Source organism: Limisalsivibrio acetivorans (assembly GCF_000421105.1).
In the GTDB taxonomy this organism is placed as follows: domain Bacteria; phylum Chrysiogenota; class Deferribacteres; order Deferribacterales; family Geovibrionaceae; genus Limisalsivibrio; species Limisalsivibrio acetivorans.
Window position 1 is genome coordinate 1,611,674 of record NZ_ATWF01000001.1, and the last position, 22,175, is coordinate 1,633,848.

A 22,175-nucleotide genomic window follows, 5' to 3' on the forward strand; every position below is an offset into this window, starting at 1 on the left:
TCTAGGCAGAAGTTTAAGGAAGAAAAAAAGAAATGGCAAGCTGTGTTTCTTTCTCAGGAATGCTCCCAGCCGATGAGTGAAACGTTTTTATCCCCCATATAAACGCCCTCACCGGAGAGAACCTTGCCGATACGGTGAACCGGCCTGCCGAGACTCCTATGAATTCCCCTTTCAAGCTCTTCCGCTTTGCCGGGGGGTACTGTAAAAAGGAGGGCAAACTCCTCACCGGACTGTACAGCTCTTTCAGGCGGATACATCGGGATGAGCTCGTGATCGATCATTATTCGTACGTTGCTCGACTCCGCAATGTGCCCCGCATCCCTGCCAAGACCGTCGCTTATATCTATACATGATGATACGCCGAACTCGCCGAGAAAGCTTCCAAGCTTCGTCTCCGCCTCGAAAAGATAGTGGGAGAAATCCTTACCCCCCCTAAGCTCCTTCTCCAGCAGTTCGAGAGCTCCACCCACGGGGCGGGATAAGTAGAGCACATCCCCCGCCTTTGCTCCGCTTCTGCGGAGTACATGACCGCCGGGTTCCCCTAAAACGGTGAGCGAGGCAAAGAAACCGTTCTTAGATGATGTTGTGTCACCACCGACTATCTCAACACCGTAGAAAACAGCAGCACGCCCCACAGCCTGGATGAGCTCCTCGGAGTTAAGGCCAGAGGGCTTTGCAAAACCGAGAAGAACCCTCTTTGCCCTTCCGCCCATGGCGGCTATGTCGCTTACGTTTGCTGTGAAAAGACGGAATATTATATTCCGGAGGGGGGCATCGGAGGAGAAATGTACACCCTCTGCCATGATATCCTTAGCCATAAGGACACCGCCGGAGAGGGCTGCATCATCGCCGATACCAATCTCGGAAAGCGGTTTATCAAGGCCTGAAGCGAGCCTTTTTATGAACTCAAATTCCTTCAAAGCTTCTCCACCATCTCTCTCAGTTCCGCTGCCGCACGCTCAGGATCCTCCGATGCGCAGATGCTTGAGGACACCGCCACACCTTTCAGATTCAGCCCGCAGAGCTCACCGCAGTTTGCGGCGGTTATTCCGCCTATGGCAATGGCGGGGACCGGGCATGAGGCGATAAGCTCACCTATGCCGGATGGACCCCTCAGCTCACGTAAATCCTTCTTCGTATCAGTGGGGAAGGCCGGCCCTGTGCCTATGTAGTCAACACCCGCACTAAGAGCCGTCTGGACGTCCTCCGGCGTATTGCAGGAATAGCCGATGATATAATCGCTGTTAAGACCTCTCACTGCCGAAGGGGGTATATCCTTTGCGCCCACGTGGACACCATCCGCACCAGAGCAGAGGGCTATATCCGCCCTGTCATTTATAATAAGCGGAACGCCTGTTCCCTCAAGCATCGATCTGAGGCTGAGGGCGGAGCGGTAGTTCTGCGCCCCGTTCAGTTCCTTGCTCCTGAGCTGGATACAGGTTACACCGCCACGGATAACCGCCGGAATGAACTCCTCCGGCGGGATCTTCAGCATCGGCTCCTCGTAGACGAGGTAGAGCTTCAGTATGTCGGTGATTTTTTGTCTATCTTCACTGCGCATAGCTTTCCGCACATTGAGCAGGAGTCAACATCCCTGTTCTTCTCGAACTTCTCTCTTGCTTTAACGGGATCGATACACTCTTCGAACATCCCCTCCCAGTCAAGCTTCTTACGGTACTGGCTCATGCGTATGTCACGCTCCGCAGCACCGGGTACACCTTTTGCGATATCTGCGATGTGCCCTGCGATACGGGATGCGATAACGCCTTCGTAAACGTCCTTCTCATCGGGGAGTGCGAGGTGCTCGGCGGGGGTTACATAGCAGAGAAAATCCGCACCGGCAGATGCCGCTATGGCTCCGCCGATGGCCGCTGTTATGTGGTCGTATCCTGGTGCGATATCGGTGGGGAGGGGGCCGAGGATGTAGAAGGGTGCATCATCGCACAGGCTCTTCTGGATCGTCATGTTCGCCTCGATCTGCTTGAGCGGAACATGGCCGGGGCCCTCTATCATCGCCTGAACACCCGCCTCTTTGGCGCGTTTTGCCAGCTCGCCGAGGATTATGAGTTCATCTATCTGCGCCCTGTCCGTTGCATCCGCAATGGCACCGGGGCGGAAGCCGTCGCCGAGGCTGAGTGTCACATCATGCTTGGCGCATATTTTAAGGAGATCATCATAGTATTCGTAAAGGGGGTTGTCCTTTCCGTTTCTGCGTATCCAGTCCGCCGTGATGGAGCCCCCACGGCTTACAATGCCGCAGACCCTGTCTGATCTGTCCATTCTGGCAACGGATTCCTTGGTAACACCGCAGTGTACCGTTATATAGTCCACACCAGATTCGCACTGCTTCTCAATACTCTTAAGAAGAACATCGGGGTCCATCTCGCTGGTGGATTTATCCTCTGCCGCAAGCCTGGCCGCTACGGCGTATATGGGAACAGCCCCGACCATTACAGGTGATTTCTCCAGGATAACCCTGCGTATCTCGTCAAGGTCTCCCCCTGTGGAAAGGTCCATGACGCTGTCCGTTCCCGCCTCTATGGCGGCCTCGAGCTTATCCAGCTCGCATTCAATATGGGGTCTGTCGCCGGAGGTTCCTATATTGGCGTTCACCTTTGTGCGCAGGCCTCTGCCTATACCTCTCACATCCTTGAAGTTCCTGTTAACGTTTTTCGGGATAACAACCTTTCCATCGGCAACAAGATCACGGAGCTTTTCAGCATCCATCTGCTCATCAGCCGCTATCTTCTTCATCTCATCGGTTATAACACCGTTGAGAGCTGATTGAAGCTGGGTCATACTTCACCTCTGTTAATACATTTTTTTCTGGGGGAACGGCGGTGACTTGCATAAAAAAATCCCGTCCTGATTCGGCGGGATGCGATGTAAACCACCGTCTACCTACGCCGGCATTACCCGGATCAGGTTCATAGGGTATATCTCAGCCCGCACACTTGCGAGCACCCCCACGGTTGAACTTTTGTTAATTTACACCTGTAATGTCCTGATTGCAACAGTTTCCTGACAAAATACAGGCTCAGGTTGAGATTCAGACAGTTATGAGAAGCTCGGAGACACTGCCGCGCTTGTCCGCACGGCTGTTTATCATCCTACTCGCTTTAACCCTTTTTATGGTGAACCCTTCGTAGAGGTCATCGAAGAAGTTGTCATCGGGATCATTGTTTTTCGGATCGGAATTACTGAGCATCTGACGCACACCCCTTCCCGCAAGCTTACGGAAGGTTGCGGCAAGGCGTTCCTGCTCTGCATCGTCAAAACTGTTTGCACTGTATGATGTGAAATGGGATGTCCTGCTTATGGGGCGGTAGGGGGGATCATAATAGACGAAATCACCCCTTGCGGCGTTTGCAACGGAGTCGTCGAAATCATCGTTGCCGATCTCCGCCTCTGTCTCACGCAACAGGGCGCTGAAAAGACGCACATTCTCCGGCTCGACTATACTGGGGCTTTTGTATCTGCCGGCGGGGACGTTGAACTCACCCTTGCTGTTCACCCTGTAAAGGCCGTTGTAGCAGGTTTTGTTGAGAAAAACGGTCATCGCCGCCCTTGCTGCGGGACTCGCGGGGCATTCACGGTTGTAGGCCTGCCTTGTGTCGTAGTAGAACTCCGCCCTGCCTGCACCATCCAGTCCAAGGTAATAGTCCCGCATAGCGCAAGCTCGCTCTATGAGCTCCTCCGGTTCATCTCGAACAACGGTATATAGATTAACAAGTTCGGTATTAAGATCGTTCAGGAAGGCCTTCTTCACGAGCCCCCTTGAGGCAAGGTACAAAAATACCGCTCCACCACCGGCAAATGGTTCGTAATAAACGACCCCTCTGTTCGGAAAATACGGTTTATACTGGGGGATAAGCCTTGTTTTACCCCCTGCCCATTTGAGCAGAGGTCTAACGGGGTTCTCGCTCCTTTCAAGAGCAGTTCTCGCCTGCAATATTCTCTCCAGTGTGGCAAACAGATTGAATTGGGTGTAATCCCCTTATCTGTCAGAGAATATCGGTCAGTTCGCTGATATCATTAATGATATATGAAGGTTTGTATGAAAGGCACTCTTTTTCGGGCCCGAAACCGAAGCTCGCCCAGCAGGAGGGCATGCCGCAAGCCTGTGCATATGCCAGGTCCGGAATAGCATCTCCCACCATGAGGCAGTCCGCCGGCTCGATGCCGAAACGGGGGTATATGTCCATAAGAAAGGAATCGGGGGAAGGCTTGCCGAGGCGCCCTTCACGCTCGCCAAAAACATCCTGAATATAGGGTGACAGCCCTGTTCTTTTAACTGCTCTCTGCACACCGGGCTCGCTCTTGTTGCTGAGAACGGCAAGCTTGTAGCCCTTTTCATGCAGACCCTGAACAGCCTCTATAGACCCCTTGAAAAGACGGGTGAGCTCGTGGCCCTCTTTGGTGTAGTATTTACGGTAGGTTTCGGTGATCTGCTCCGCATCCCCCTTCCCTTTGGAGAGTATCTCTATCATCTCCACGAGGGGTGTTCCGATAAGGTCATACAGCAGCATCTCTTCATAGCATTCAAGCTCGTGATCACGGAAGGTCCACTGCATGCATTTATTTATGGAGTTCCATGTGTCCGCAAGGGTTCCATCGAAATCGAAGATTATAAGCTTATGCATTAACGGCTTATCTCGAATGCGGCGAACTCGCCGGAAGGGTTCTGCTCCTCCATCTCCATGGAGGTTACGCTGGACATCGCCGAGCCTTTCCTCGATTCATCCATCGCCCTTTCAACATCACCCTGCTCACCCTCAACAACGATCTCAACCGTTCCATCGGGAAGATTCTTAACGTATCCGGTAACACCCAGAGCTTCGAGCCGGGACTGAACGGCGGCTCTGTAGCCAACACCCTGAACACGCCCCTTCGCAATCGCCTTGATCCTCTTCATCACCTGTCCTTTATCCTTACCCATACGGTTCCAAGCTCCACACCCCCCGATTTCACAATAACCGGAAAGGTTTTGCCATCCCCGTCACGGGAGTATTTATCCATAAAATTACTGTTCATAGGTATCTCATACCCACGATCGTCACCTGTGTTTGTGCTCACGGGTGGTACGTAACCTTTGAAGTTTACCGGATAGTCATGGCCGCAGGAACTGTCCGAAACTGCAGCAACGAATTCCAGGCGGTCACGCTTGCTTACATCTATGGTTTCATCGGCGAGGAAGGAACGCTTCTCACCGTTCACCTTAACTATGAAAACAAGGTACTTGCCGTTTTTTGTTCTTTTAAGCTTAAGGTCGATGAGCCCCATCTTGTCGTTATCCTTGCGGAAAACTATCTTCGTATCGTCATTAACCTGTATTTTCTTTCTGTAATCATTAAGCTCCCCCGTTCCCAGAACATCGCAGGAAACCCCCCGCTGGTAGTTCGCCTCGATGTGGGTAACCTCAACCAAATCCCCCTTCTCGATAATGAGGGTCTCACCCTCATCGATAATCTTAGGCACACCGTTCACATTCACAACGGTGTAATAGAGCTGGGGCTTAAGCAGGAAGATGCTCGGATGCTCAGGAACTATGCCGTAGTAGTGCATAAATTCGTTCACAGCGTAGTTGTGATGGAGAACCTTCATCTCCAGAGTGGGGAGGTTCTTTGAACTCTCCACCCCGAAGGAGGGGAGGCAATATGTCTGCAGGGCGTAGTATGTGGCGGTTTTGCGCATATCACCGAAGCGTGTGTTGGGGTCCTCGGTGTTCGTATTGAAATAGTGGAGGTGGTACTTCTTATCCTCGATCCGGTTGTTCACCTTATCAAGTACGGTATTTGCAATACCTCTGAGATCCAACTCGGTGCCATCGCTGCATTTGAAGATATTTGCATCGGTAATAATCGACTGGCCGAAGCGGAACGGGTTTCTCCATTTATCAACATATGTGGGGTAATGATAACCCCAGCCGTCGTGGAGGTTCAGGAATACATCCGATTCCTTCATTAACTCCATTATAATCCCGACGACCTTGTCCATATCATCCTTGGGATGCTCCCCCTTGAAGCGGCGGTTCATATCGCCGTCGGGGCCTCTGTCGTAAAGTATGATAGACTTAAAGTTCGCCCTCGGGATTACTATAAGGTTACCCTTCTCAAGGCGGAGTCCGGAATAAAGATCCGCAGAGAGGAATCCCCCCGGCTCGTCCCCCTGTATACCGCCGACGATGAGCATGGTCTTGCCGTCCTGACGACCGTATATGCGGTATACGTTCAGCTCATAGTCCGTACCCTTAAAGTAAACATCATGTTCCTTGGACGGACGCTCAACGGCAAGGGCTGAGATGGTCATTAAAAAAGAAAGTATTAAAACGGAAAGGCTGAGCCTCAAAGCGGTCTCCATTGTTCGGATAGGATCCTGTATTCTCCGGGGCATCCCTCAAGCACAAGGGTTTTTATCCCCACATCGCTGTATGAGTCACCCCTGAAACGCTGCAGGAAGGTAACCCTCACCTTCATAGGGGCAAGCGGATGTACCCTGATATTCTCTATTCCAACATTTATATCATTGTATTTGATAAACTTTTCTGCCTTGTCATCACGCCATGAGTCCCTGTTCATACCATCGGAGGAGAATGAATCGCTGTAGTGAGCGATATACCTTTCAGTATCCATGCCCTCCCAGCTCTTCTTCCAATCCACCAAAAAGTTACCAGCGGATTCCTTCACCACATCATCACTGCTGCCGGGCCTGTACTCCTCGGCGATAATCCTGAACTCGTCCACCTCACGGTTGAGATACAGCCGTTTGCGGCCGTAGGCGATTATATTCGGAGCGCAGTACATCTGATTGAAATCGTAGACGTACTCCGTGTCGTTCTCCTTAAAAACCCTTATGTCTGATATATCCACCTTTCTGTCGGGGTATATCTCCATAAGCTTTTTCTTCTGGTGCAGATAGGGGGCATAGCTCTGTCCGGAGGTGCTTTTGAAGTGAATGTGGAAGAACTTGCGGTAGGTTTCGAAATCCGAATCCTCCCAAGCCTGCATATGCTCCTTAAGGTTGCCTATGAGCATCCCACGCTCAACGTTGTACGCCTGTTCGTCCATCATGTTGAGCTTTTCGGTTATGATAACAGGGGTCTTTTTATCGAGGAAACCTTTCAGGGAATCGAGCTTGCCGTTCTCCATGGCAACGCATCCCTTGGTGGCATTGTCCTCACGCCCCTCCTTCATTCCGTGGAGCCATATCCCCCCGCCGGTTTTGGAGTTTATCCTGTCCACTATGTTAGGATAGTTCAGCGGGAATGCTCCCGTACCGTAATCCTCCGCCAGAACACCGTAGGCATCATCCAGCTCATCGGGGGAGATATAGCGGCGGATGAAGTACACACCTTCAGGGGTTGCGAGATCACCCTGCTTAATCTTGTCGCTGTCGTTTTTACCTGTGATAACCTCAAGCTTGCGAAGAACGGAGGGTCTGTCACCCTTCATATCAACCAGAAAAAGGGTATTCGTGCTCTTTTCCACAACAACTGCATGGAAATCTGCCGCATCCTGGGAGAAAACGTTGCCCAGAACAAGACCTTCCTGTGCGAAGGTTACAGAGGTAATACAGAACAGTATGCTCAGGGTGATTAATATCTTATTAAAATTCAATGTTTCTTCCATATAGAAAATATCTGTCGAGTTTGTTTTTGAGGCGGCCTTCCACGGCCTTGGCTACGCCCACGGGCATACTACCCCAATAAAGTATCGGATTATGATAATCGGTGCTTTTTGGGATGTCAAACCCTTTTAGATACTGCAAAGCCTCATCCCTCTGGATATTCACAGAGGCATCATCCTTGAGAAAGGCCCCGAATTCCCATGCTGTCTGGGATGAAAGCTCCCCCTCCCTTTTCATAAACGTAAGTCCCGAACGGGAGAAACGCCCCCGTATATCGTTGTGGCAGGAGGACTGCAGGAGGATCCTGTCCCCCGCCTTAACCGTAAAAAGGTTATCCAGTTCCTTTTTGAAGTAATCCCTGTATCTTCCGTTAAGCCTGTTGGGTGCGGGTGTGGGCTTGAGCTCACCACCCGGCTTGCGCAGTGCTGATACGAAAAAGCCGTCATAGGGCATCCTGTGGGGCATAACACGCAGAACACGGCTGTCTATCCTGTCATTCCCGCTGAGACCTTCGGCACCCTCTTCGCTTATATCAACGAGCTCAGCGCCCCTCTCCTCCATAAGCATAGCAACGATATCCTCGTTCTCCTCGGGGGAGAATGTGCATGTTGAATAGACAAGTACACCCCCAGGCTTCAGGCATTCCCATGCGGAGAGCGCTATCTCTGCCTGCAGTTTTGCCATCCGCTCAACAAGATCAGTGCACCACTCACGGTTCACTGTATCGTTGCGGGCGATCTTGTTCTCGTTACTGCAAGGTGCATCGAGGAGTATACCGTCAAATACCCCCTCGTAGGCCTTGTGCAGGACTCGGCCGTCCATGCTCGATGTGCGCACATTGTGGCAACCGTGCTTCTCAAGGTTGAACTCCAGCGAACGCAGACGTTTTTTTGAGGGTTCATTCGCTATGACCAGTCCGCCCCCGAGGAGCATGTCCGCCATGGCCACTGTCTTCCCTCCAGGTGCGGCGGAGACGTCCAGAAGAAGCGGATTCTCCGGCATCAGCTGTGTGAGAGACTCTGCGGGGAACACGGAGGAGGGGTTCATTATGTAGAAACCGCCAGTGATAAAACCCACGGTATCGGTGAGGCGTTGATCGGTTTCAGTTACGGAGAATACCTCCTCAAACATGCTGTCCTGCAAAGGGTTGAAGCCCTCCTGCTTGAGCTCATCTATATAGTCCGTATTTCTCTTGTTCAGTTTACGGATGAAGCGTCCCGGCTTTTCCTGCATCGCATCGAAGAATGCGTCCGCCCCGGCACCAAGGAGCTCCCTGTATTTCGATTCAAACTCTTTATTCATCCGGATTCTCCGAACCAAACTTCGATGCAAGCTCCAGAACATCCGCCGCAACGCCTCTGGCGGCAAGCCCTTCGGGTGTGGCAGTTTCAGGATCGAAGCTGAACTCGTTACGGTAGGCCGCTATCTTCCCATTCCTTTCTCCGCTCCTCGTTTTGGCAAACTCAACACTTAAAGCGAGGGAGGCTTCCGACCTGCTGCTGTCTGCCGGAAAGGTTTCAGCGCATCTCCTGAGCGCACCGTCCCAAAGGATACGATCCTCTGCGGCGAGATAGAACTCAACACCGCTGATAAGAACGCCTGCCCCGCCGTCACAATCTGCGGGGGAGATATCCGATATATAAACAACGATATCCGAGGGAACGGGGAGGGCATCTTTGTCTATGATGTGCGGGCGGGCACCCTGCCGAAAGAGTTCGTGGATGAACGCATTGGAATAAATACCCCCTTCGGGTAGGGATACTGCGAGGGTATGACCGCCGAAATCTGTATTGGCTATGTATTCGGGGGGAGCCGGATGCTTCTCCGGCTCCGCAATATTTTGTTTTTTAGTGGAGCATCCCCATGACACGGTCATGAGTAGCAGAAGAATGGTTGCGAGCCTCAAGCTCAGGCTCCGTAAAACTCACGTACTGCTGTAACAACAGCCTCTATGTCCTCATTCTTTTTATAGGCGCACATCGGAAGGCTTATGATGCTCTCGGAAACCTTTTCCGCAACGGGGAAGGTTCCCTCGCCGCATCCGAGGTCGATGAACACCTCCTGCCTGTGAAGGGGAACGGGATAGTGTATTGCAGAAGGGATTCCCTTATCCCCCAGAAACTTCTGGAGCTCGTCACGCCTTTCTGCCATGAGGGAATACTGGGCCCAGACGGAGGTGTTTATCTCCTCCACAACGGGGGTTTTAACCTGCTTAACGCTCTTAAGCATAGTGGTGTATATCTCTGCCACCTCATCCCTTTTGCGCACCTCTTCATTAACGAAGGTATCGAACTTGCCGAGGAGTACAGCGGCCTGAATGGAATCGAGCCTGCCGTTTATACCCACAAGCTTATGCCTGTATCGCTCATTCTGACCGTGATTCCTTATCCATATTATCTTTTCCGCCAGCTCCTCGTTGTCGGTGAAGATCATTCCACCGTCGCCGTAACAGCCGAGGGGCTTTGCGGGGAAGAAGGATGTTGCGGCAACATCGCCGAAGGATCCGGCTCTGTTACCACGCTGGGTTGCACCGAAGCTCTGTGCGGCGTCCTCCATGAGGAACAGATCCAGTCCGCTATCATCAATGACCTGCTGGAGCTTCTCGTAATCGGGGAGCTGGCCGTAAAGGTCTACGGCGATAACGCCCTTAACACGCTCCTTCTCCGCCGGAAGGTTGGCGAGAAGTGCCTTGAGGGCTTCGGGATCGATGTTGCATGTCCTGTCTTCAATGTCCACAAAGAGGGGCTTTGCGCCGAGGAGGGCTATCATCTCCGCTGTGGCGATGAAGGTGAAGGGGGTGGTGATAACGTAATCACCCGGTTTTACATCATAGGCCATGAGCCCCGCAAGGAGTGCATCGGTTCCGGAGGCAACGGCTATCGCCTTCTTTACTCCGGCGTATCCGGCGCATCTCTCCTCGAGCTCGGTTATCTCGGGTCCGAAGATGTAGCGTCCATGGGCGAGGACATCCATTATCCTCTTGTCTATATCATCCTTAAGCAGTGCGTACTGGCTTTTCAGGTCGCAGAATTCCATAATAAAAACTCCTTAAAATTAAAGTCTCCAGAACTTTACCCCTTCGGGCATCATATCCTTATTGAACATACTTTTTACATCTATGAGCACTCCGTCATGATCAAGAACCTCACCTATCCTTTCGGGGGTGAGCTCATCCTTGAAAACATCGTGCTTAACAGCGATTATCACACTGTCGTACTTTCTATCTATCCCGTTAACAAGGGCAAAGCCGTACTCACCCTTCACCTCATCGGCATCCGCCACGGGATCGTATACATCAACATTAACGCCGTACTCGAAGAGCTCTTTCCTTATGTCCACAACCCTTGTGTTGCGGATATCCGGGCAGTTCTCCTTGAAGGTTATACCGCAGATGAGCGTCCTTGAGCCATGGATCTGCTTGGCGAGGCTTATCTGCAGTTTAACGGCCTTCTCTGCGATGAACTTGCCCATGCTGTCGTTCATCTTACGCCCGGAAAGGATTATCCTGGGGCTGAAACCAGCCTCCTCCGCCTTCCATGTGAGATAGTACGGATCCACACCGATGCAGTGCCCACCCACAAGACCGGGTCTGAAAGGGAGGAAGTTCCATTTGGTTCCCGCCGCTTCCAGAACACTCGTGGTATCGATGTTCAGAACATCGAAGAGCTGGGAGAGTTCATTCATCAGGGCTATGTTTATATCCCGCTGGGTATTCTCGATAACCTTGGCCGCTTCGGCGGTCTTTATATCCGCCGCCCTGTGGATGCCCGCCTCGATTACCTCGCCGTACAGCCCGCAGAGGAGATCCGCTGTTTCCTCCGTATCTCCGGCAACTATCTTCGTTATCTTCTCGATGCTGCGCTCCTTATCACCCGGATTAACCCTCTCCGGCGAATAGCCTATGAAGAAATCCTCCTTCCATTTACCGCCGGACATCATCTCCAGAACGGGAACGCAGAACTCTTCGGTAAGCCCGGGATAAACCGTTGACTCGTACACAACAACGGCTCCCTTACTGAGATTTCGCCCTACAAGCTCCGAGGCGGAGCGTACAGGACCGAGATCCGGAAGGTTATGGCTGTCTATCGGAGTGGGAACCGTTACAATAACCACGGAGCAGTCCGCAATACAGCCGGGGTTCGATGAATATTTGATAGCGGCAGCTTTCAGAATATCACCAGACACTTCTCTGGTGCGGTCATAACCCGCCTTCAGCTCCTCGATCCTCTTCTCGTTGATATCGAATCCGGTAACGCTGAAGCTCTTGGAAAGAGCAACAGCGAGGGGGAGGCCGACATAACCGAGACCTACGACACAGATCCCGTTAACGCCGCTCCTGAAATCATCCAATGAAAGCATACTACCTCTTTGAAATGGGTTTGCCCCGATAAGAGCAAAGCATCTTACGTCCGTTTTATCGGGGTTGTCAAGAATGGGCTATACAAGGCCTAGCTTGTGGAGTTTATCCTTCATTACTTCGTGATTGAAGGGCTTAATCACGTAGTTGTTGCATCCCGCTGTGATGCTGTCGGAGATGCTGTCCTTATCCTTATGGGAGGTTACCATTATTATCTTAGATTTGAATTCATCGGGCACTCCCTTCTCATCCTCCATACCACGGATCTGCAGGAGAACATCAAGGCCGGTTATGTCGGGAAGGGATATATCCAGTGTTATAACCCTGTAGGGATTCCAACCCTCCCATGCCTTTATGAAAGCAGCCACAGCCTGCTCCCCGTTTTCAACGAGATCACAAGCACCGAAGTGCTTCATAATCATATTCATTTTAACTCTGCTGACACGTTCGTCATCGACAATCATTATTCTCATTCAAAACTCCGTCTCAGGACTGCATTCCGGCAACTGCGGACTTCAGCTCGGTAAGCTCTTCTTCAATCAGAGGTATAAGCCTTGCGCACTCCGCCTTATCCCCCTCTTTGCCCGCCATCTCAAGCTTATAAGCCACAGATTTGAGCCTTCCTGCATGAAGGTTCGCAGCTCCACCCTTTATGGAATGGGCCTCTTTGCCTATATCTGTATATTCACCCTTATGAAGGGAAAGTTTCATATCCTCAATCTGTTCGGTGCATGCGTGGAAGAAGTCGGTCAGTACCTCGTTGAGAAACTCCGAATCGTTCTCAAACTCCTCAAGGGCAAGCTGATAGTCTATTACCTCATCGCTTTCCGGCTCTTCCTGAACCTCGTCAAGCTCCGCCTCAAGCTCCTTAGCAAGATTGCTCTGAGGCTGTTCAGCCACCTTGTGCTCCTCTTCACCGCTTCTATTAACCCATCTTTCAAGCATAGACAAGAGGGAAAGTTTCCTGAGAGGCTTTGTTATGTAATCATCCATACCGTTTTCAATGCATTTTTCACGGTAGCCTTCAAGGGCGTGGGCAGTCATCGCGACGATGGGAACACGGATCTCTTCGCCGCTCTCCTCCCCCTCCTTCTCTTCGATATGCCTTATCTTTCTGGTTGCTGTAAAGCCGTCCATAATGGGCATCTGCACATCCATAAGGATTATATCATAGCTGTTCTGTTTATAAAGCTCCACAGCCTCCTGGCCGTTCTCCGCCAGGTCCACCTTGTGTCCCGCCCTGACGAGATGACGCAGTGCCACAGCCTGATTTGTGGGATAATCCTCCACAAGAAGTATATGCAGACCTCCGGACTGGGGAACGGTGCTCTCTTCGTCCTTCCTGTCCTCATCAATAAAGGGGAGACCCTCCGTACCCTCGCCAACGCAGGAAAAAAGGAGTGACAGAAGCTTTAGCATGTTAACAGGCTTAACCAATGTTCCCCTGATATCAAGCGCCTCCATCTCCTCCTCGGTGAATCCCCTGCCGGGGTAGCATACAACAACCTTCGATATGTCGCCGAGCCTCTTGTCCTGAACAAGCCTCTCAGTATAATCGCTGGAATCCTTCTTTGTATTGTCTGTCTCGATGATGAGGAGATCGATACTCTCCGGCTTTTCGCCATCAAACCTGAAAAAGTCACCCTCTGGGAAGGCCTCGTAGTATGACGCACCCAAGGTTTTCAGGTAGCGGTTCATAATCATATGGATCATCGGATCGTAGGTGACGCAAACCACATTCAGGTCCTTGAAAGTGCCGTAATCAAGCTCGAAGGGGGCCTTTTTGTTCTCTTTAAGCCTCAGCTCAAAGCCGAAGGTACTCCCTTTTCCATACTCGCTTTCGATGAATTTCTCACCACCCATGAGATCCACAAGGCCGCTGTATATGGCAAGACCTAACCCGGTTCCGCCGTATTTTCTGGTTACTGAAGTATCCGCCTGGGAGAAGCTCTCAAAGATAGACTGCTTCGCCTCCTCACGTATACCAACGCCGGTGTCCTTTACCTCGAAGCGTATGGAGAAGAAGTCGTCATTGCTTCCTGCGAGGGTTGCTGTTACGGTTACACTCCCCTTGCTGGTGAACTTGATAGCGTTGCTGATAAGATTATTGAGTGCCTGACGAATCTTCCCCGCATCCCCAAACAGGTAGAAGGGGATCTCCGGTTCAATATAAAGATAGAAATCGATACCCTTGCTCATCGCCCTTCGGACATGGCTTTGAACCAGTGATTCTATAAGGTTTCTGAGTCCAAAGGAGGTTTCCTCCACCTCAAGCTTGCCCGCCTCGATCTTGGAGAAATCAAGGATATCGTTAACCAGATTAAGAAGCCCCCTCGTCTCAGAATCGAGGATGTTGGTCAGCTCGGTCTGAGTCTCATTGAGCTCTGTCTCTGAAAGGAGCTCGTGGACACCGAGAATTCCGTTTATGGGGGTTCTTATCTCATGGCTCATATTAGCCAGAAACTCGGATTTATATTTGCTGGACATCTCCGCCGCCACCATCTTCTCCTTCTGGCTGATGATCCGGTGGTGGGCGTTCTGCAGGTTGTCGAGCATGGCGTTTATGCTCTTTGAGAGATCCAGGATCTCCTTCTCACCCCTTTCGGGGAGCCTGCGCGTATTGTCCCTGCTCGTTCCTATATCTTGCAGTATATTTATGTGCTGATGTATACGGAAGAAGACATATCTGTTGAAAATAAAAGCGAAAACAGTGAGCACGCCGAGGCTTATGAGGACGTAGACGAGCAGAAAGCGGTCGTAAACGCTCTTCTTGCCGAGGAACCCCATGTTCTCACCCTCGTATACGATTCTCGCAACGGGCTTATTAAATATATCGAAAAGGACAATGCGCACACCCCTGTAGCCGTCCTCACCAAAGTAGCCTATGGCGGCGGGGATCGTATTTATACGCAGCCTATTATAGGCACTGCTTACCTCAAAGGACTCCATTTTCTCAACAACGGGCCCTTCGGTTCTTTCGGCATAGGAGCCGGCGGAGCGCTTAACAAGGGATCTGCCCAACCGTGAAACAACGACAATATTTCCACCGGAGGATACAGGGGATCCGGCGGTTATATAAATACTGTCACCAATGCGCACCAGGCCCCCCACGGGAAGAGTATCGAGGGAAAGATACATAGCTGCGGCCTTCCAGCACTCATCTCCGCACCTGCCCGATTCCCTCACCATATTCACTGTGCCGTCACCGCTCAAAAATATCACCGAGCCCGTTCCGAGTATATCCGCAGCCGTATCAGAGGCCTTATCAGATTTGAAAAAATCCTCAGCAACGCCAAGCTCTGTGAAGAGGGCTATGTTGTGTGCCGTCTCCAGAAGCCTGCTTTCTCTATGTTCTATACCGTCAAGGATCCTCCATGCGGTCTGTTCGAGGCTCTTTTTTTCATTGACCCTGTAGCTCTCAAGGAGCACATTTCTCGTATAGAGCGAAAGTATTGCAAGGAGTGACAGGGTTGTGAGAAAAAAAATCAGAATGGTTTTTGTTCGCAGCGACATAATCAGATACCTCGGAATATACAGCAGAGTCCTCCAATAAAAAAACACTATGGAGGCTGAACATACAGTTAATTATAAACATCTATAACCCTTCGGGCAAGCTGTATGTACCCATTTAAGATGTTATTGACTTTTATCAGGACGTAACTAGTATTGTTAAACGAATGTTATTAAATTAACGATCATCATAATATATTGGACAGCTCATTACGGAGAAAAGAATGTTTGGAAAAGAACTTGTTATAGACGGAAGAACCTTTCGAAGCCGCCTCATGGTAGGCACAGGAAAGTTTCAGAGCAGTGAGGTTATGGCTGAGGCTATGGAGGCCAGCGGTTCGGAGATTGTTACCGTTGCCCTGCGTAGGGTTGATGTCAACAACCCTCAGGATGACATTCTCAACCACATAGACCCTGAAAAGTACCTTCTGCTCCCAAACACCTCCGGAGCAAGGGATGCCGAAGAGGCCGTACGCCTTGCCAGGCTCGCTCGTGCAGCAGGGTGTGAGCCATGGGTCAAGCTTGAGGTGACACCGGACCCCTACTACCTCCTCCCCGATCCCATAGAGACATTCAAGGCGGCGGAGATACTCGTCAAAGAGGGCTTTAAGGTACTTCCCTATATCAACGCCGATCCCGTGCTCTGCAAAAGGCTCGAGGAGATAGGTACCGTAACCGTTATGCCCCTCGGCGCACCCATAGGCAGCAACAAGGGGATAAAGACCGTAGACAACCTGAGGATTATCATAGAGCAGGCGAACGTGCCTGTTGTGGTCGATGCGGGCATCGGTGCACCAAGCCACGCCGCCCTCGCCATAGAGATGGGTGCGGATTCTGTTCTTGTGAACACCGCCATAGCAACCGCCGGAGATCCCGCAAAGATGGCGAAGGCATTCCGCCTTGCCGTAGATGCCGCTGTGGAGGCCAGAGATGCCGGACTCCCCGGAACTAAGGAACGCGCGGAGGCCTCAAGCCCCCTTACAGGATTCCTGAGGGATTAATAAGATGAGCTTCAAAGAGATACTCAAATCATACGATTTTCAGGAAACAAAGGATTTTATCCATTCCAGAACAGAAGAGGACGTTAAAAGGGCTCTCTCCGCCCAGCACCCCACAGAAGGGGATTTTGCCGCCCTCCTCTCACCGGCGGCTGAGAAATACATCGAACAGGCCGCAGGCGAGGCAAGCAGGATAACACTCCAGCGATTCGGCAAGACAATTAAGCTGTACGCACCGATATATCTCTCCAACATATGCACAAACTCATGCACCTACTGCGGTTTCAACAGGCATAACGAGATTCCCCGCATAACCCTCACCGATGAGGAGATACACAGGGAAGCAAAGATAATCTCCGATGCCGGAATACAGCATATGCTTCTGGTCACAGGGGAATCACCAGCTCAGATCGGTGTGGACTATCTCATAAATGCTGTGAAGATAGCCCGCAATTATTTCAGCTCAGTCTCTGTGGAGGTATTTCCCATGAGCACTGCTGAATACGCTGAGCTGTATAAGAACGGCGTTGACGGCCTCACCATATATCAGGAGACATACAGCAGGGAGCGCTATGCCGAGGTTCACCCCGCAGGCAGAAAGCGTGATTACGACTGGCGCCTTGAAACCCCTGAGAGGGGGGCAGAGGCAGGCCTGAGAACCGTTGGTATCGGCGCACTCATGGGGCTTGATGACTTCCGTACGGAGGAGTTCTTTGTGGGACTCCATGCACGCTACCTCATGAGAAAATACTGGAAAACCCATGTAACCGTATCCTTCCCCCGCATACGCAAGGCAGCGGGTAATTTCGTTCCCTATCAGATAGTAAGCGACATAAACCTTGTGCAGTCCATGCTTGCCCTCAGGCTGTTTCTCAATGATGTGGGGCTTGTTATATCCACCAGAGAGCCCGCTGATATGAGAGACAACCTTCTTCCTCTCGGCGTCACTCAGATGAGCGCAGGCTCAAAGACGGAGCCCGGCGGCTATTCCGAGGAGAACGACGGTAAGCAGTTTGAGGTTGAGGACTCCCGCACAGTGGCAGAGTTCTGCGATATGCTACGCTCCAAGGGCTACGATCCTGTTCTCAAGGACTGGGACAGAAGCTTTCTCACCGAGGTCTAAGTATGGAATACGCAAAGATATCGAATAAGGTTCTGGGCTTCATATACCCCGTATTCAAAGATGGCGAACTCTTTGAGATAAGATTCTTCGAGCCGGAGGGAATCCCCGAAGGGGACGTTCCAGCCAAATGGGAAAGCCTCGAGGAATGGCTCGGCATCTATCCAGATTCTCAGCCGCCATACAGTTTCGAGGAGATCCCCCTCAGCGGTGTAACGGATTTCAGGAAACGGGTCTACAAAGCTCTATACGAGGTTCCGGCAGGTGCAACTGTCAGCTATGCGGAGCTGGCCGAGAAGGCCGGAAGCCCAAAGGCGGCCAGAGCTGTGGGGAGCGCCATGGCAAACAACCCGTGCCCTGTTCTCATTCCATGTCATAGAGTGCTCGCCTCCGGTGGCAAAATAGGAGGCTTCGGCGGAGGAACCGATCTTAAGAAGCGTATGCTGAGGGCTGAAAAGAAGGTATAACGTTTAGAATACTTTTCAACATATCCAACACTATCCAGACAACTCTCCTTTTAAATCAGCGTGTATTTCATGGTATCATAAACCCAAAAAGGGGAAAGCCATGAAAGATATTGAAAATATTCTAAAAGGTACAAGAAGCTGTATATTCCTCACAAGCGCAGGGATGAGCGCAGAATCGGGGATACCCACCTTCCGTGACAAAGAGGGTTACTGGCGCAACTTCCCCGTATTCAAGGAGAAGGGGCTGGATGCCATCGATCTCGCCTCCCCCAGTGCCTTCAGAAGCGTCCCCCACCACGCTTGGGCGTTCTATGAGTGGCGGCGAAGAAACGCCACAGAGAATACCCCCCACGACGGCTATCGCATAATAAACCGGCTCATCAATGAGTTCTTCGAACACTCCTTCGTCCACACTACAAATACAGACAACTACCACCTCTTCTCCGGCCTCAGCGAGGATATGATATACGAGGTCCACGGCAACATCTTCCGCCTGCAGTGCATGAAGGGAATCGGATGTTCATACGCCTACAGGGATAACCAGGATGTGCCACTCTGCGAGCTGGACTACGAAAGGATGAGCGCCTCTGACCTGCCCATGTGCCCCGAGTGCGGCGGCCTTCTGCGTCCTAATGTGCTGATGTTCGGCGATTTTGAGTATGTGGAACATGCCTATCAGTACGGAAATTTCAGAGATTTCATCAACCATGCAGGGGTGCCGGATGTAGCATTCCTCATAGGCTCCAGCGGCAGCATACCCACAAACGACCATGTGGCCTGCAGGCTCCAGAACTCGGGTACTAAGGTTATAACAATTAATCCGGACCCCACATCTGTGCGTGTGTGTACACCGGAGCTGTATCTCCAGAGAGGAGCCTCAGAGGCCCTTCAAATGGTTGAGGATGCAGTCTTCGGCAGTTGACTAAAACCATGTTTTTACATATTATAAAAGTCTCAGATACTTAATAAACCAAAGGCAGGGTAGTTGCGTGGAAAAGATGGTAGACATAATCCTCAAGGAGAGTCGGCTTAACGACTTCTCCCGAAAGGATGCCGAAGATTTTCTTTCGTTCACACGTATCGAGAACTACTCCCAGGGTGATGTTATCCTTCAGGAGGGCTCTGTGGGCGATATTTTCTGCATAATCGCAGATGGGGAGGTTGGAATCTCCAAAGAGGTCAACCAGCAGGTGGCCTTCTTTATAACAACCCTTCACAAGGGGGAATTCTTCGGCGAGATGTCCCTCGTTTCCAGCTACCCGCGCTCGGCAAACGCTGTGGCAAACGGTGATGTTAAGCTCATAGTGCTGGACAGGTTCAGTATGGAGAAGCTGAAAAGCGAGCACCCCATCCTTTTCGGAAAATTCAGCTGGCACATTGCTAAAACACTCTCTGAACGGTTGTTCCGTCTTGAGGAGCGCATCTCGAAGATCCTTGATGCCTCCCTTTCGGAAAACATTCTTTAACTTTTTTTGACATAAGACGATTTAGGCGTTGACTGAACAATAAAAATAGTTTAATAATTCTGTCCGCTGTCTAATGGCAGAAGTTTATAACGGCGGTGTAGCTCAGGTGGTTAGAGCATACGGCTCATATCCGTAGTGTCCGGGGTTCAAGTCCCTGCACCGCCATATAATAACAGGCCAGGGGCTTCCAGAGAAATCTGCGAAGCCCTTTTTAATTGGACGTTCCAGAAGATGAGCTGTCCGAAGACATCCACCACGATTCACTCAAATCCACACTCCCTTGACGGTATAACTGACGGTATAATATAATTACTTATAATTTGATACCGTCATAATTATTAAACTTAGAACCTATAGTAACTTAATTATGACGGTACAAGAAAAACCCATTGAGGTGATACCGTCATGCCCTTAACTGATACCGCCATCAAGAAAGCAAAGTTTGATCCAGCAAAGAAAAAAACCACAATCTCAGATGAAAAGGGTATGTACCTTCAGGTAATGGAGAACGGATCAAAGTATTTCAGGCTGGATTATCGATTCGCAGGTAAACGAAAAACCTTAGCTTTAGGAGTATATCCCCAGACCACACTCAAGGAAGCCAGAGAAAAGCGAGATCAAGCTAAGAAGCAGATAAGTGAAGGCATCGACCCAGTACAATACAAAAAGTTTCTTAAAAAAACGTCCCTGGAAGAAACAGAGAACAGCTTTGAAGCTGTTGCTGCCGAATGGTACTCAAAGTACAAACCGAAATGGAGTACAGACCATGCCTCGAAAAAGTGGCGTAGGCTCGAACTTTATGTATTGCCTTATATTGGGAAAATGCCAATTAAGCAAATCACATCCAAAGACCTGCTGGAGGTTCTCAGAAATATTGAAAAGAGAGGAATTACAGAAACAGCACATAGAACAAAGAGTGTGTGCAGCGAAGTTTTTAGATACGCAATCGCAACTGACCGCACAGAGAATGATCCAAGTGTAGCCTTAAAAGGGGCTTTATCTCCAAAGAGTCCTAAAAACATGGCAACAATCACTAGGCCCACAGATGTAGGAGAGCTATTAAGAGCAATCAGTGGATACCAGGGAAGCTATACTGTACATTGTGCCTTAAAACTTACTCCCTATGTATTTCTCAGGCCTGGTGAGCTAAGGCAAGGGGAGTGGTCTGAAATTGACCTTGAGAATGCAGTATGGAAAATCCCCGCAGAAAAAATGAAGATGAACAGGCCTCATATAATACCGCTCTCACGCCAAGCAATAGAAATACTAAAAGGCCTGTATCCTGTCACTTCTCAATGGAGATACATATTTCCATCCCAAAGAAGCAAAGAGAGGCCAATGAGTAATGCCACTATCACTGCTGCATTAAGGCGATTGGACTACAGTAAAGAAGAAATGTCCGCACATGGTTTTCGAGCTATGGCTTCTACCCTACTTCATGAAAACGGATGGCGGTCAGATATTATTGAGATGCAGCTTGCTCACGCAGAAAGGAATAAGGTTAAAGCTGCATATAATTACGCCCAACACCTCGATGAAAGGGCCCGAATGATGCAATGGTGGGCGGATTATCTGGATAAACTGAAAGGAGTCTGATTCAATTTATTTCATTCAAGCGCTTTAAAATTCGTGAAACAGTTTTCGCATTCCACAGCATATTACGCCGAGTAAGAATGCCCATTTTGTTGAGCTCCTCAGCAATCTTGTATTTTGTTGTACAGCCAGAACTCATAAGCTCATATATATAAGGTTTGATAGATATTGCAAATTCATCAGCTTTGGTCTTTCTCTGAGTATTGGCCTTTACAGTAGTATTTGTAGAATAGTCATCTCTAGGCAGATAAAGTTGTTCCTTTACACAGTAAGAGGCGAACTCGCTTATAACTCGAAGTTTACCCACCTCAACATTCTCAAAATATCCTATACAAAGGCACACCAGTTCACCAAGCTTACAGCTCATCTTACCCTTTGCTGACTTGTTCTGACATTTCGCAAAGCCCTTATAATAATTGAAATACTTCATGATGCCATAACCAAGTTCATCTTCTAATACACTTTCAGCATTTTCTCTCTGGTCGTTCAGCCTTATCAAATATCTTCTTTCAATACACACATAGATTGTTTTCGACATAATCAATTATATTACACTTACTATCGAAATGCCAAAATATCATAAAAGTAAATATATACAACATATGATAGCTAATAAGGATAACTTTCGGTGGAAGTAAATATGAGATGTCCAGAAGAGATAAAACTCTTTGCTATCATTTAATAATACTAAAGGAGAGTATATGAAAACAGAAGTTACTGAACTACAAATTATTCGCAGGAAGGAGGTTGAAAACATGACCGGCCTTTCCAGGTCTTCGATTTACGCTTTGATGAAAACAGGGAATTTCCCCCAATCAATCAAACTTACCGAGAGAACCACAGGTTGGCTAAAGCATGAAATTGAGTCTTGGTTAATGGAAAAAGTAGAGGAACGCAACAAACGTTCAGCTTAAACAACTTAATAAGCAGCTGGTTTCAGATATCGTATAAGCATATATGCGAAACCTACTGTCAGGTGATTATGAGCTCTTTACTTAGTGGGTTAGGTAAAGGAAGCTCTCAATAAGTGTTTATTTA

At 49.9% G+C, this 22,175-nt stretch carries 22 protein-coding genes, 1 tRNA gene and 1 riboswitch; of the genes, 8 read left to right on the forward strand and 15 right to left on the reverse strand.

Annotated features, from left to right (window positions below; genetic code table 11):
• Nucleotides 1-53: 53 nt before the first annotated feature.
• From K300_RS0107640 to K300_RS16170, 14 genes are all read right to left on the reverse strand, one after another.
• Complete coding sequence (locus K300_RS0107640; protein ID WP_022851079.1) at nucleotides 54-920, reverse strand: thiamine-phosphate kinase; 867 nt, start codon at nucleotides 918-920, stop codon at nucleotides 54-56.
• A complete protein-coding gene (gene thiE, locus K300_RS0107645) occupies nucleotides 917-1,561 on the reverse strand; it encodes a thiamine phosphate synthase (protein ID WP_022851080.1) in 645 nt (214 codons plus the stop codon). The genes K300_RS0107640 and thiE overlap by 4 nt, the downstream gene beginning before the upstream one ends.
• Nucleotides 1,522-2,799, reverse strand: coding sequence for a phosphomethylpyrimidine synthase ThiC (thiC, locus tag K300_RS0107650; protein ID WP_022851081.1), 1,278 nt, complete (start codon nucleotides 2,797-2,799; stop codon nucleotides 1,522-1,524). The genes thiE and thiC overlap by 40 nt, the downstream gene beginning before the upstream one ends.
• Before the next feature lie 81 nt (nucleotides 2,800-2,880).
• A riboswitch (TPP riboswitch) is annotated at nucleotides 2,881-2,978 on the reverse strand.
• Between the two features lie 71 nt (nucleotides 2,979-3,049).
• Nucleotides 3,050-3,952 carry a DNA adenine methylase gene (locus tag K300_RS0107655; RefSeq protein ID WP_022851082.1) on the reverse strand — a complete coding sequence of 301 codons (903 nt, stop codon included), beginning with the start codon at nucleotides 3,950-3,952 and terminating at the stop codon, nucleotides 3,050-3,052.
• Between the two features lie 52 nt (nucleotides 3,953-4,004).
• A complete protein-coding gene (locus tag K300_RS0107660) occupies nucleotides 4,005-4,643 on the reverse strand; it encodes an HAD family hydrolase (RefSeq protein WP_022851083.1) in 639 nt (212 codons plus the stop codon).
• Entirely contained in the window at nucleotides 4,643-4,939 is a 297-nt protein-coding gene (locus tag K300_RS0107665) for an acylphosphatase (RefSeq protein WP_022851084.1), read from the reverse strand. Before K300_RS0107665 ends, K300_RS0107660 begins: the two co-directional genes overlap by 1 nt.
• The gene (locus tag K300_RS0107670) at nucleotides 4,915-6,309 is read right to left on the reverse strand and encodes a M14/M99 family metallopeptidase (protein ID WP_238320642.1); all 1,395 of its coding nucleotides are present in this window, start codon (nucleotides 6,307-6,309) and stop codon (nucleotides 4,915-4,917) included. Before K300_RS0107670 ends, K300_RS0107665 begins: the two co-directional genes overlap by 25 nt.
• Before the next feature lie 35 nt (nucleotides 6,310-6,344).
• On the reverse strand, nucleotides 6,345-7,616 hold the full coding sequence (locus tag K300_RS0107675) for a L,D-transpeptidase family protein (RefSeq protein ID WP_022851086.1): 1,272 nt from the start codon (nucleotides 7,614-7,616) through the stop codon (nucleotides 6,345-6,347).
• A complete protein-coding gene (locus tag K300_RS0107680; RefSeq protein ID WP_022851087.1) occupies nucleotides 7,606-8,928 on the reverse strand; it encodes an RsmB/NOP family class I SAM-dependent RNA methyltransferase in 1,323 nt (440 codons plus the stop codon). Before K300_RS0107680 ends, K300_RS0107675 begins: the two co-directional genes overlap by 11 nt.
• On the reverse strand, nucleotides 8,921-9,532 hold the full coding sequence (locus K300_RS0107685; protein ID WP_022851088.1) for a hypothetical protein: 612 nt from the start codon (nucleotides 9,530-9,532) through the stop codon (nucleotides 8,921-8,923). Before K300_RS0107685 ends, K300_RS0107680 begins: the two co-directional genes overlap by 8 nt.
• 2 nt (nucleotides 9,533-9,534) lie before the next feature.
• The gene (locus K300_RS0107690; protein WP_022851089.1) at nucleotides 9,535-10,662 is read right to left on the reverse strand and encodes a DegT/DnrJ/EryC1/StrS family aminotransferase; all 1,128 of its coding nucleotides are present in this window, start codon (nucleotides 10,660-10,662) and stop codon (nucleotides 9,535-9,537) included.
• A gap of 18 nt (nucleotides 10,663-10,680) precedes the next feature.
• Nucleotides 10,681-11,985 (reverse strand): nucleotide sugar dehydrogenase, encoded by a 1,305-nt coding sequence (locus K300_RS0107695; protein ID WP_022851090.1) that lies wholly within the window; start codon nucleotides 11,983-11,985, stop codon nucleotides 10,681-10,683.
• Nucleotides 11,986-12,063: 78 nt separating this feature from the next.
• Nucleotides 12,064-12,456, reverse strand: coding sequence for a response regulator (locus tag K300_RS0107700; RefSeq protein ID WP_022851091.1), 393 nt, complete (start codon nucleotides 12,454-12,456; stop codon nucleotides 12,064-12,066).
• A gap of 13 nt (nucleotides 12,457-12,469) precedes the next feature.
• On the reverse strand, nucleotides 12,470-15,496 hold the full coding sequence (locus K300_RS16170; RefSeq protein ID WP_022851092.1) for an ATP-binding protein: 3,027 nt from the start codon (nucleotides 15,494-15,496) through the stop codon (nucleotides 12,470-12,472).
• 221 nt (nucleotides 15,497-15,717) lie between these two features.
• On the opposite strand from K300_RS16170, the gene K300_RS0107710 reads away from it, so the two are divergent.
• From K300_RS0107710 to K300_RS0107740, 7 genes are all read left to right on the forward strand, one after another.
• Nucleotides 15,718-16,494, forward strand: a complete 777-nt coding sequence (locus tag K300_RS0107710) for a thiazole synthase (RefSeq protein ID WP_022851093.1) — start codon at nucleotides 15,718-15,720, stop codon at nucleotides 16,492-16,494.
• Between the two features lie 4 nt (nucleotides 16,495-16,498).
• Entirely contained in the window at nucleotides 16,499-17,614 is a 1,116-nt protein-coding gene (gene thiH / locus K300_RS0107715) for a 2-iminoacetate synthase ThiH (RefSeq protein WP_022851094.1), read from the forward strand.
• 2 nt (nucleotides 17,615-17,616) lie between these two features.
• The gene (locus K300_RS15025; RefSeq protein WP_022851095.1) at nucleotides 17,617-18,078 is read left to right on the forward strand and encodes a methylated-DNA--[protein]-cysteine S-methyltransferase; all 462 of its coding nucleotides are present in this window, start codon (nucleotides 17,617-17,619) and stop codon (nucleotides 18,076-18,078) included.
• Nucleotides 18,079-18,178: 100 nt separating this feature from the next.
• On the forward strand, nucleotides 18,179-19,000 hold the full coding sequence (locus K300_RS0107725; RefSeq protein ID WP_022851096.1) for an SIR2 family NAD-dependent protein deacylase: 822 nt from the start codon (nucleotides 18,179-18,181) through the stop codon (nucleotides 18,998-19,000).
• Between the two features lie 76 nt (nucleotides 19,001-19,076).
• Nucleotides 19,077-19,544: a Crp/Fnr family transcriptional regulator gene (locus K300_RS0107730; RefSeq protein WP_040463597.1), complete on the forward strand. Its 468-nt coding sequence runs from the start codon at nucleotides 19,077-19,079 to the stop codon at nucleotides 19,542-19,544.
• 91 nt (nucleotides 19,545-19,635) lie between these two features.
• Nucleotides 19,636-19,709, forward strand: a tRNA-Met gene (locus K300_RS0107735).
• 240 nt (nucleotides 19,710-19,949) lie between these two features.
• Entirely contained in the window at nucleotides 19,950-21,140 is a 1,191-nt protein-coding gene (locus K300_RS0107740) for a tyrosine-type recombinase/integrase (protein ID WP_026836362.1), read from the forward strand.
• Nucleotide 21,141: 1 nt separating this feature from the next.
• On the opposite strand, the gene K300_RS0107745 is transcribed toward K300_RS0107740, so the two are convergent.
• Entirely contained in the window at nucleotides 21,142-21,675 is a 534-nt protein-coding gene (locus tag K300_RS0107745) for a recombinase family protein (RefSeq protein WP_155827582.1), read from the reverse strand.
• Nucleotides 21,676-21,838: 163 nt separating this feature from the next.
• On the opposite strand from K300_RS0107745, the gene K300_RS0107750 reads away from it, so the two are divergent.
• Entirely contained in the window at nucleotides 21,839-22,051 is a 213-nt protein-coding gene (locus K300_RS0107750) for a helix-turn-helix transcriptional regulator (protein ID WP_022851099.1), read from the forward strand.
• The last annotated feature ends 124 nt before the right edge of the window (nucleotides 22,052-22,175 follow it).

Bases quoted from the DNA above. Each gene is read 5' to 3' on its own strand.
- K300_RS0107690 (WP_022851089.1), bottom strand. From the start codon at position 10,662: ATGGAATTCTGCGACCTGAAAAGCCAGTACGCACTGCTTAAGGATGAT.
- K300_RS15025 (WP_022851095.1), top strand. From the start codon at position 17,617: ATGGAATACGCAAAGATATCGAATAAGGTTCTGGGCTTCATATACCCC.
- K300_RS16170 (WP_022851092.1), bottom strand. From the start codon at position 15,496: ATGTCGCTGCGAACAAAAACCATTCTGATTTTTTTTCTCACAACCCTG.
- K300_RS0107730 (WP_040463597.1), top strand. From the start codon at position 19,077: ATGGTAGACATAATCCTCAAGGAGAGTCGGCTTAACGACTTCTCCCGA.
- K300_RS0107700 (WP_022851091.1), bottom strand. From the start codon at position 12,456: ATGAGAATAATGATTGTCGATGACGAACGTGTCAGCAGAGTTAAAATG.
- thiH (WP_022851094.1), top strand. From the start codon at position 16,499: ATGAGCTTCAAAGAGATACTCAAATCATACGATTTTCAGGAAACAAAG.
- K300_RS0107725 (WP_022851096.1), top strand. From the start codon at position 18,179: ATGAAAGATATTGAAAATATTCTAAAAGGTACAAGAAGCTGTATATTC.
- K300_RS0107680 (WP_022851087.1), bottom strand. From the start codon at position 8,928: ATGAATAAAGAGTTTGAATCGAAATACAGGGAGCTCCTTGGTGCCGGG.
- K300_RS0107660 (WP_022851083.1), bottom strand. From the start codon at position 4,643: ATGCATAAGCTTATAATCTTCGATTTCGATGGAACCCTTGCGGACACA.
- K300_RS0107665 (WP_022851084.1), bottom strand. From the start codon at position 4,939: ATGGGTAAGGATAAAGGACAGGTGATGAAGAGGATCAAGGCGATTGCG.
- K300_RS0107670 (WP_238320642.1), bottom strand. From the start codon at position 6,309: ATGACCATCTCAGCCCTTGCCGTTGAGCGTCCGTCCAAGGAACATGAT.
- K300_RS0107710 (WP_022851093.1), top strand. From the start codon at position 15,718: ATGTTTGGAAAAGAACTTGTTATAGACGGAAGAACCTTTCGAAGCCGC.
- K300_RS0107740 (WP_026836362.1), top strand. From the start codon at position 19,950: ATGCCCTTAACTGATACCGCCATCAAGAAAGCAAAGTTTGATCCAGCA.
- K300_RS0107745 (WP_155827582.1), bottom strand. From the start codon at position 21,675: ATGTCGAAAACAATCTATGTGTGTATTGAAAGAAGATATTTGATAAGG.
- K300_RS0107695 (WP_022851090.1), bottom strand. From the start codon at position 11,985: ATGCTTTCATTGGATGATTTCAGGAGCGGCGTTAACGGGATCTGTGTC.
- K300_RS0107750 (WP_022851099.1), top strand. From the start codon at position 21,839: ATGAAAACAGAAGTTACTGAACTACAAATTATTCGCAGGAAGGAGGTT.
- thiE (WP_022851080.1), bottom strand. From the start codon at position 1,561: ATGCGCAGTGAAGATAGACAAAAAATCACCGACATACTGAAGCTCTAC.
- thiC (WP_022851081.1), bottom strand. From the start codon at position 2,799: ATGACCCAGCTTCAATCAGCTCTCAACGGTGTTATAACCGATGAGATG.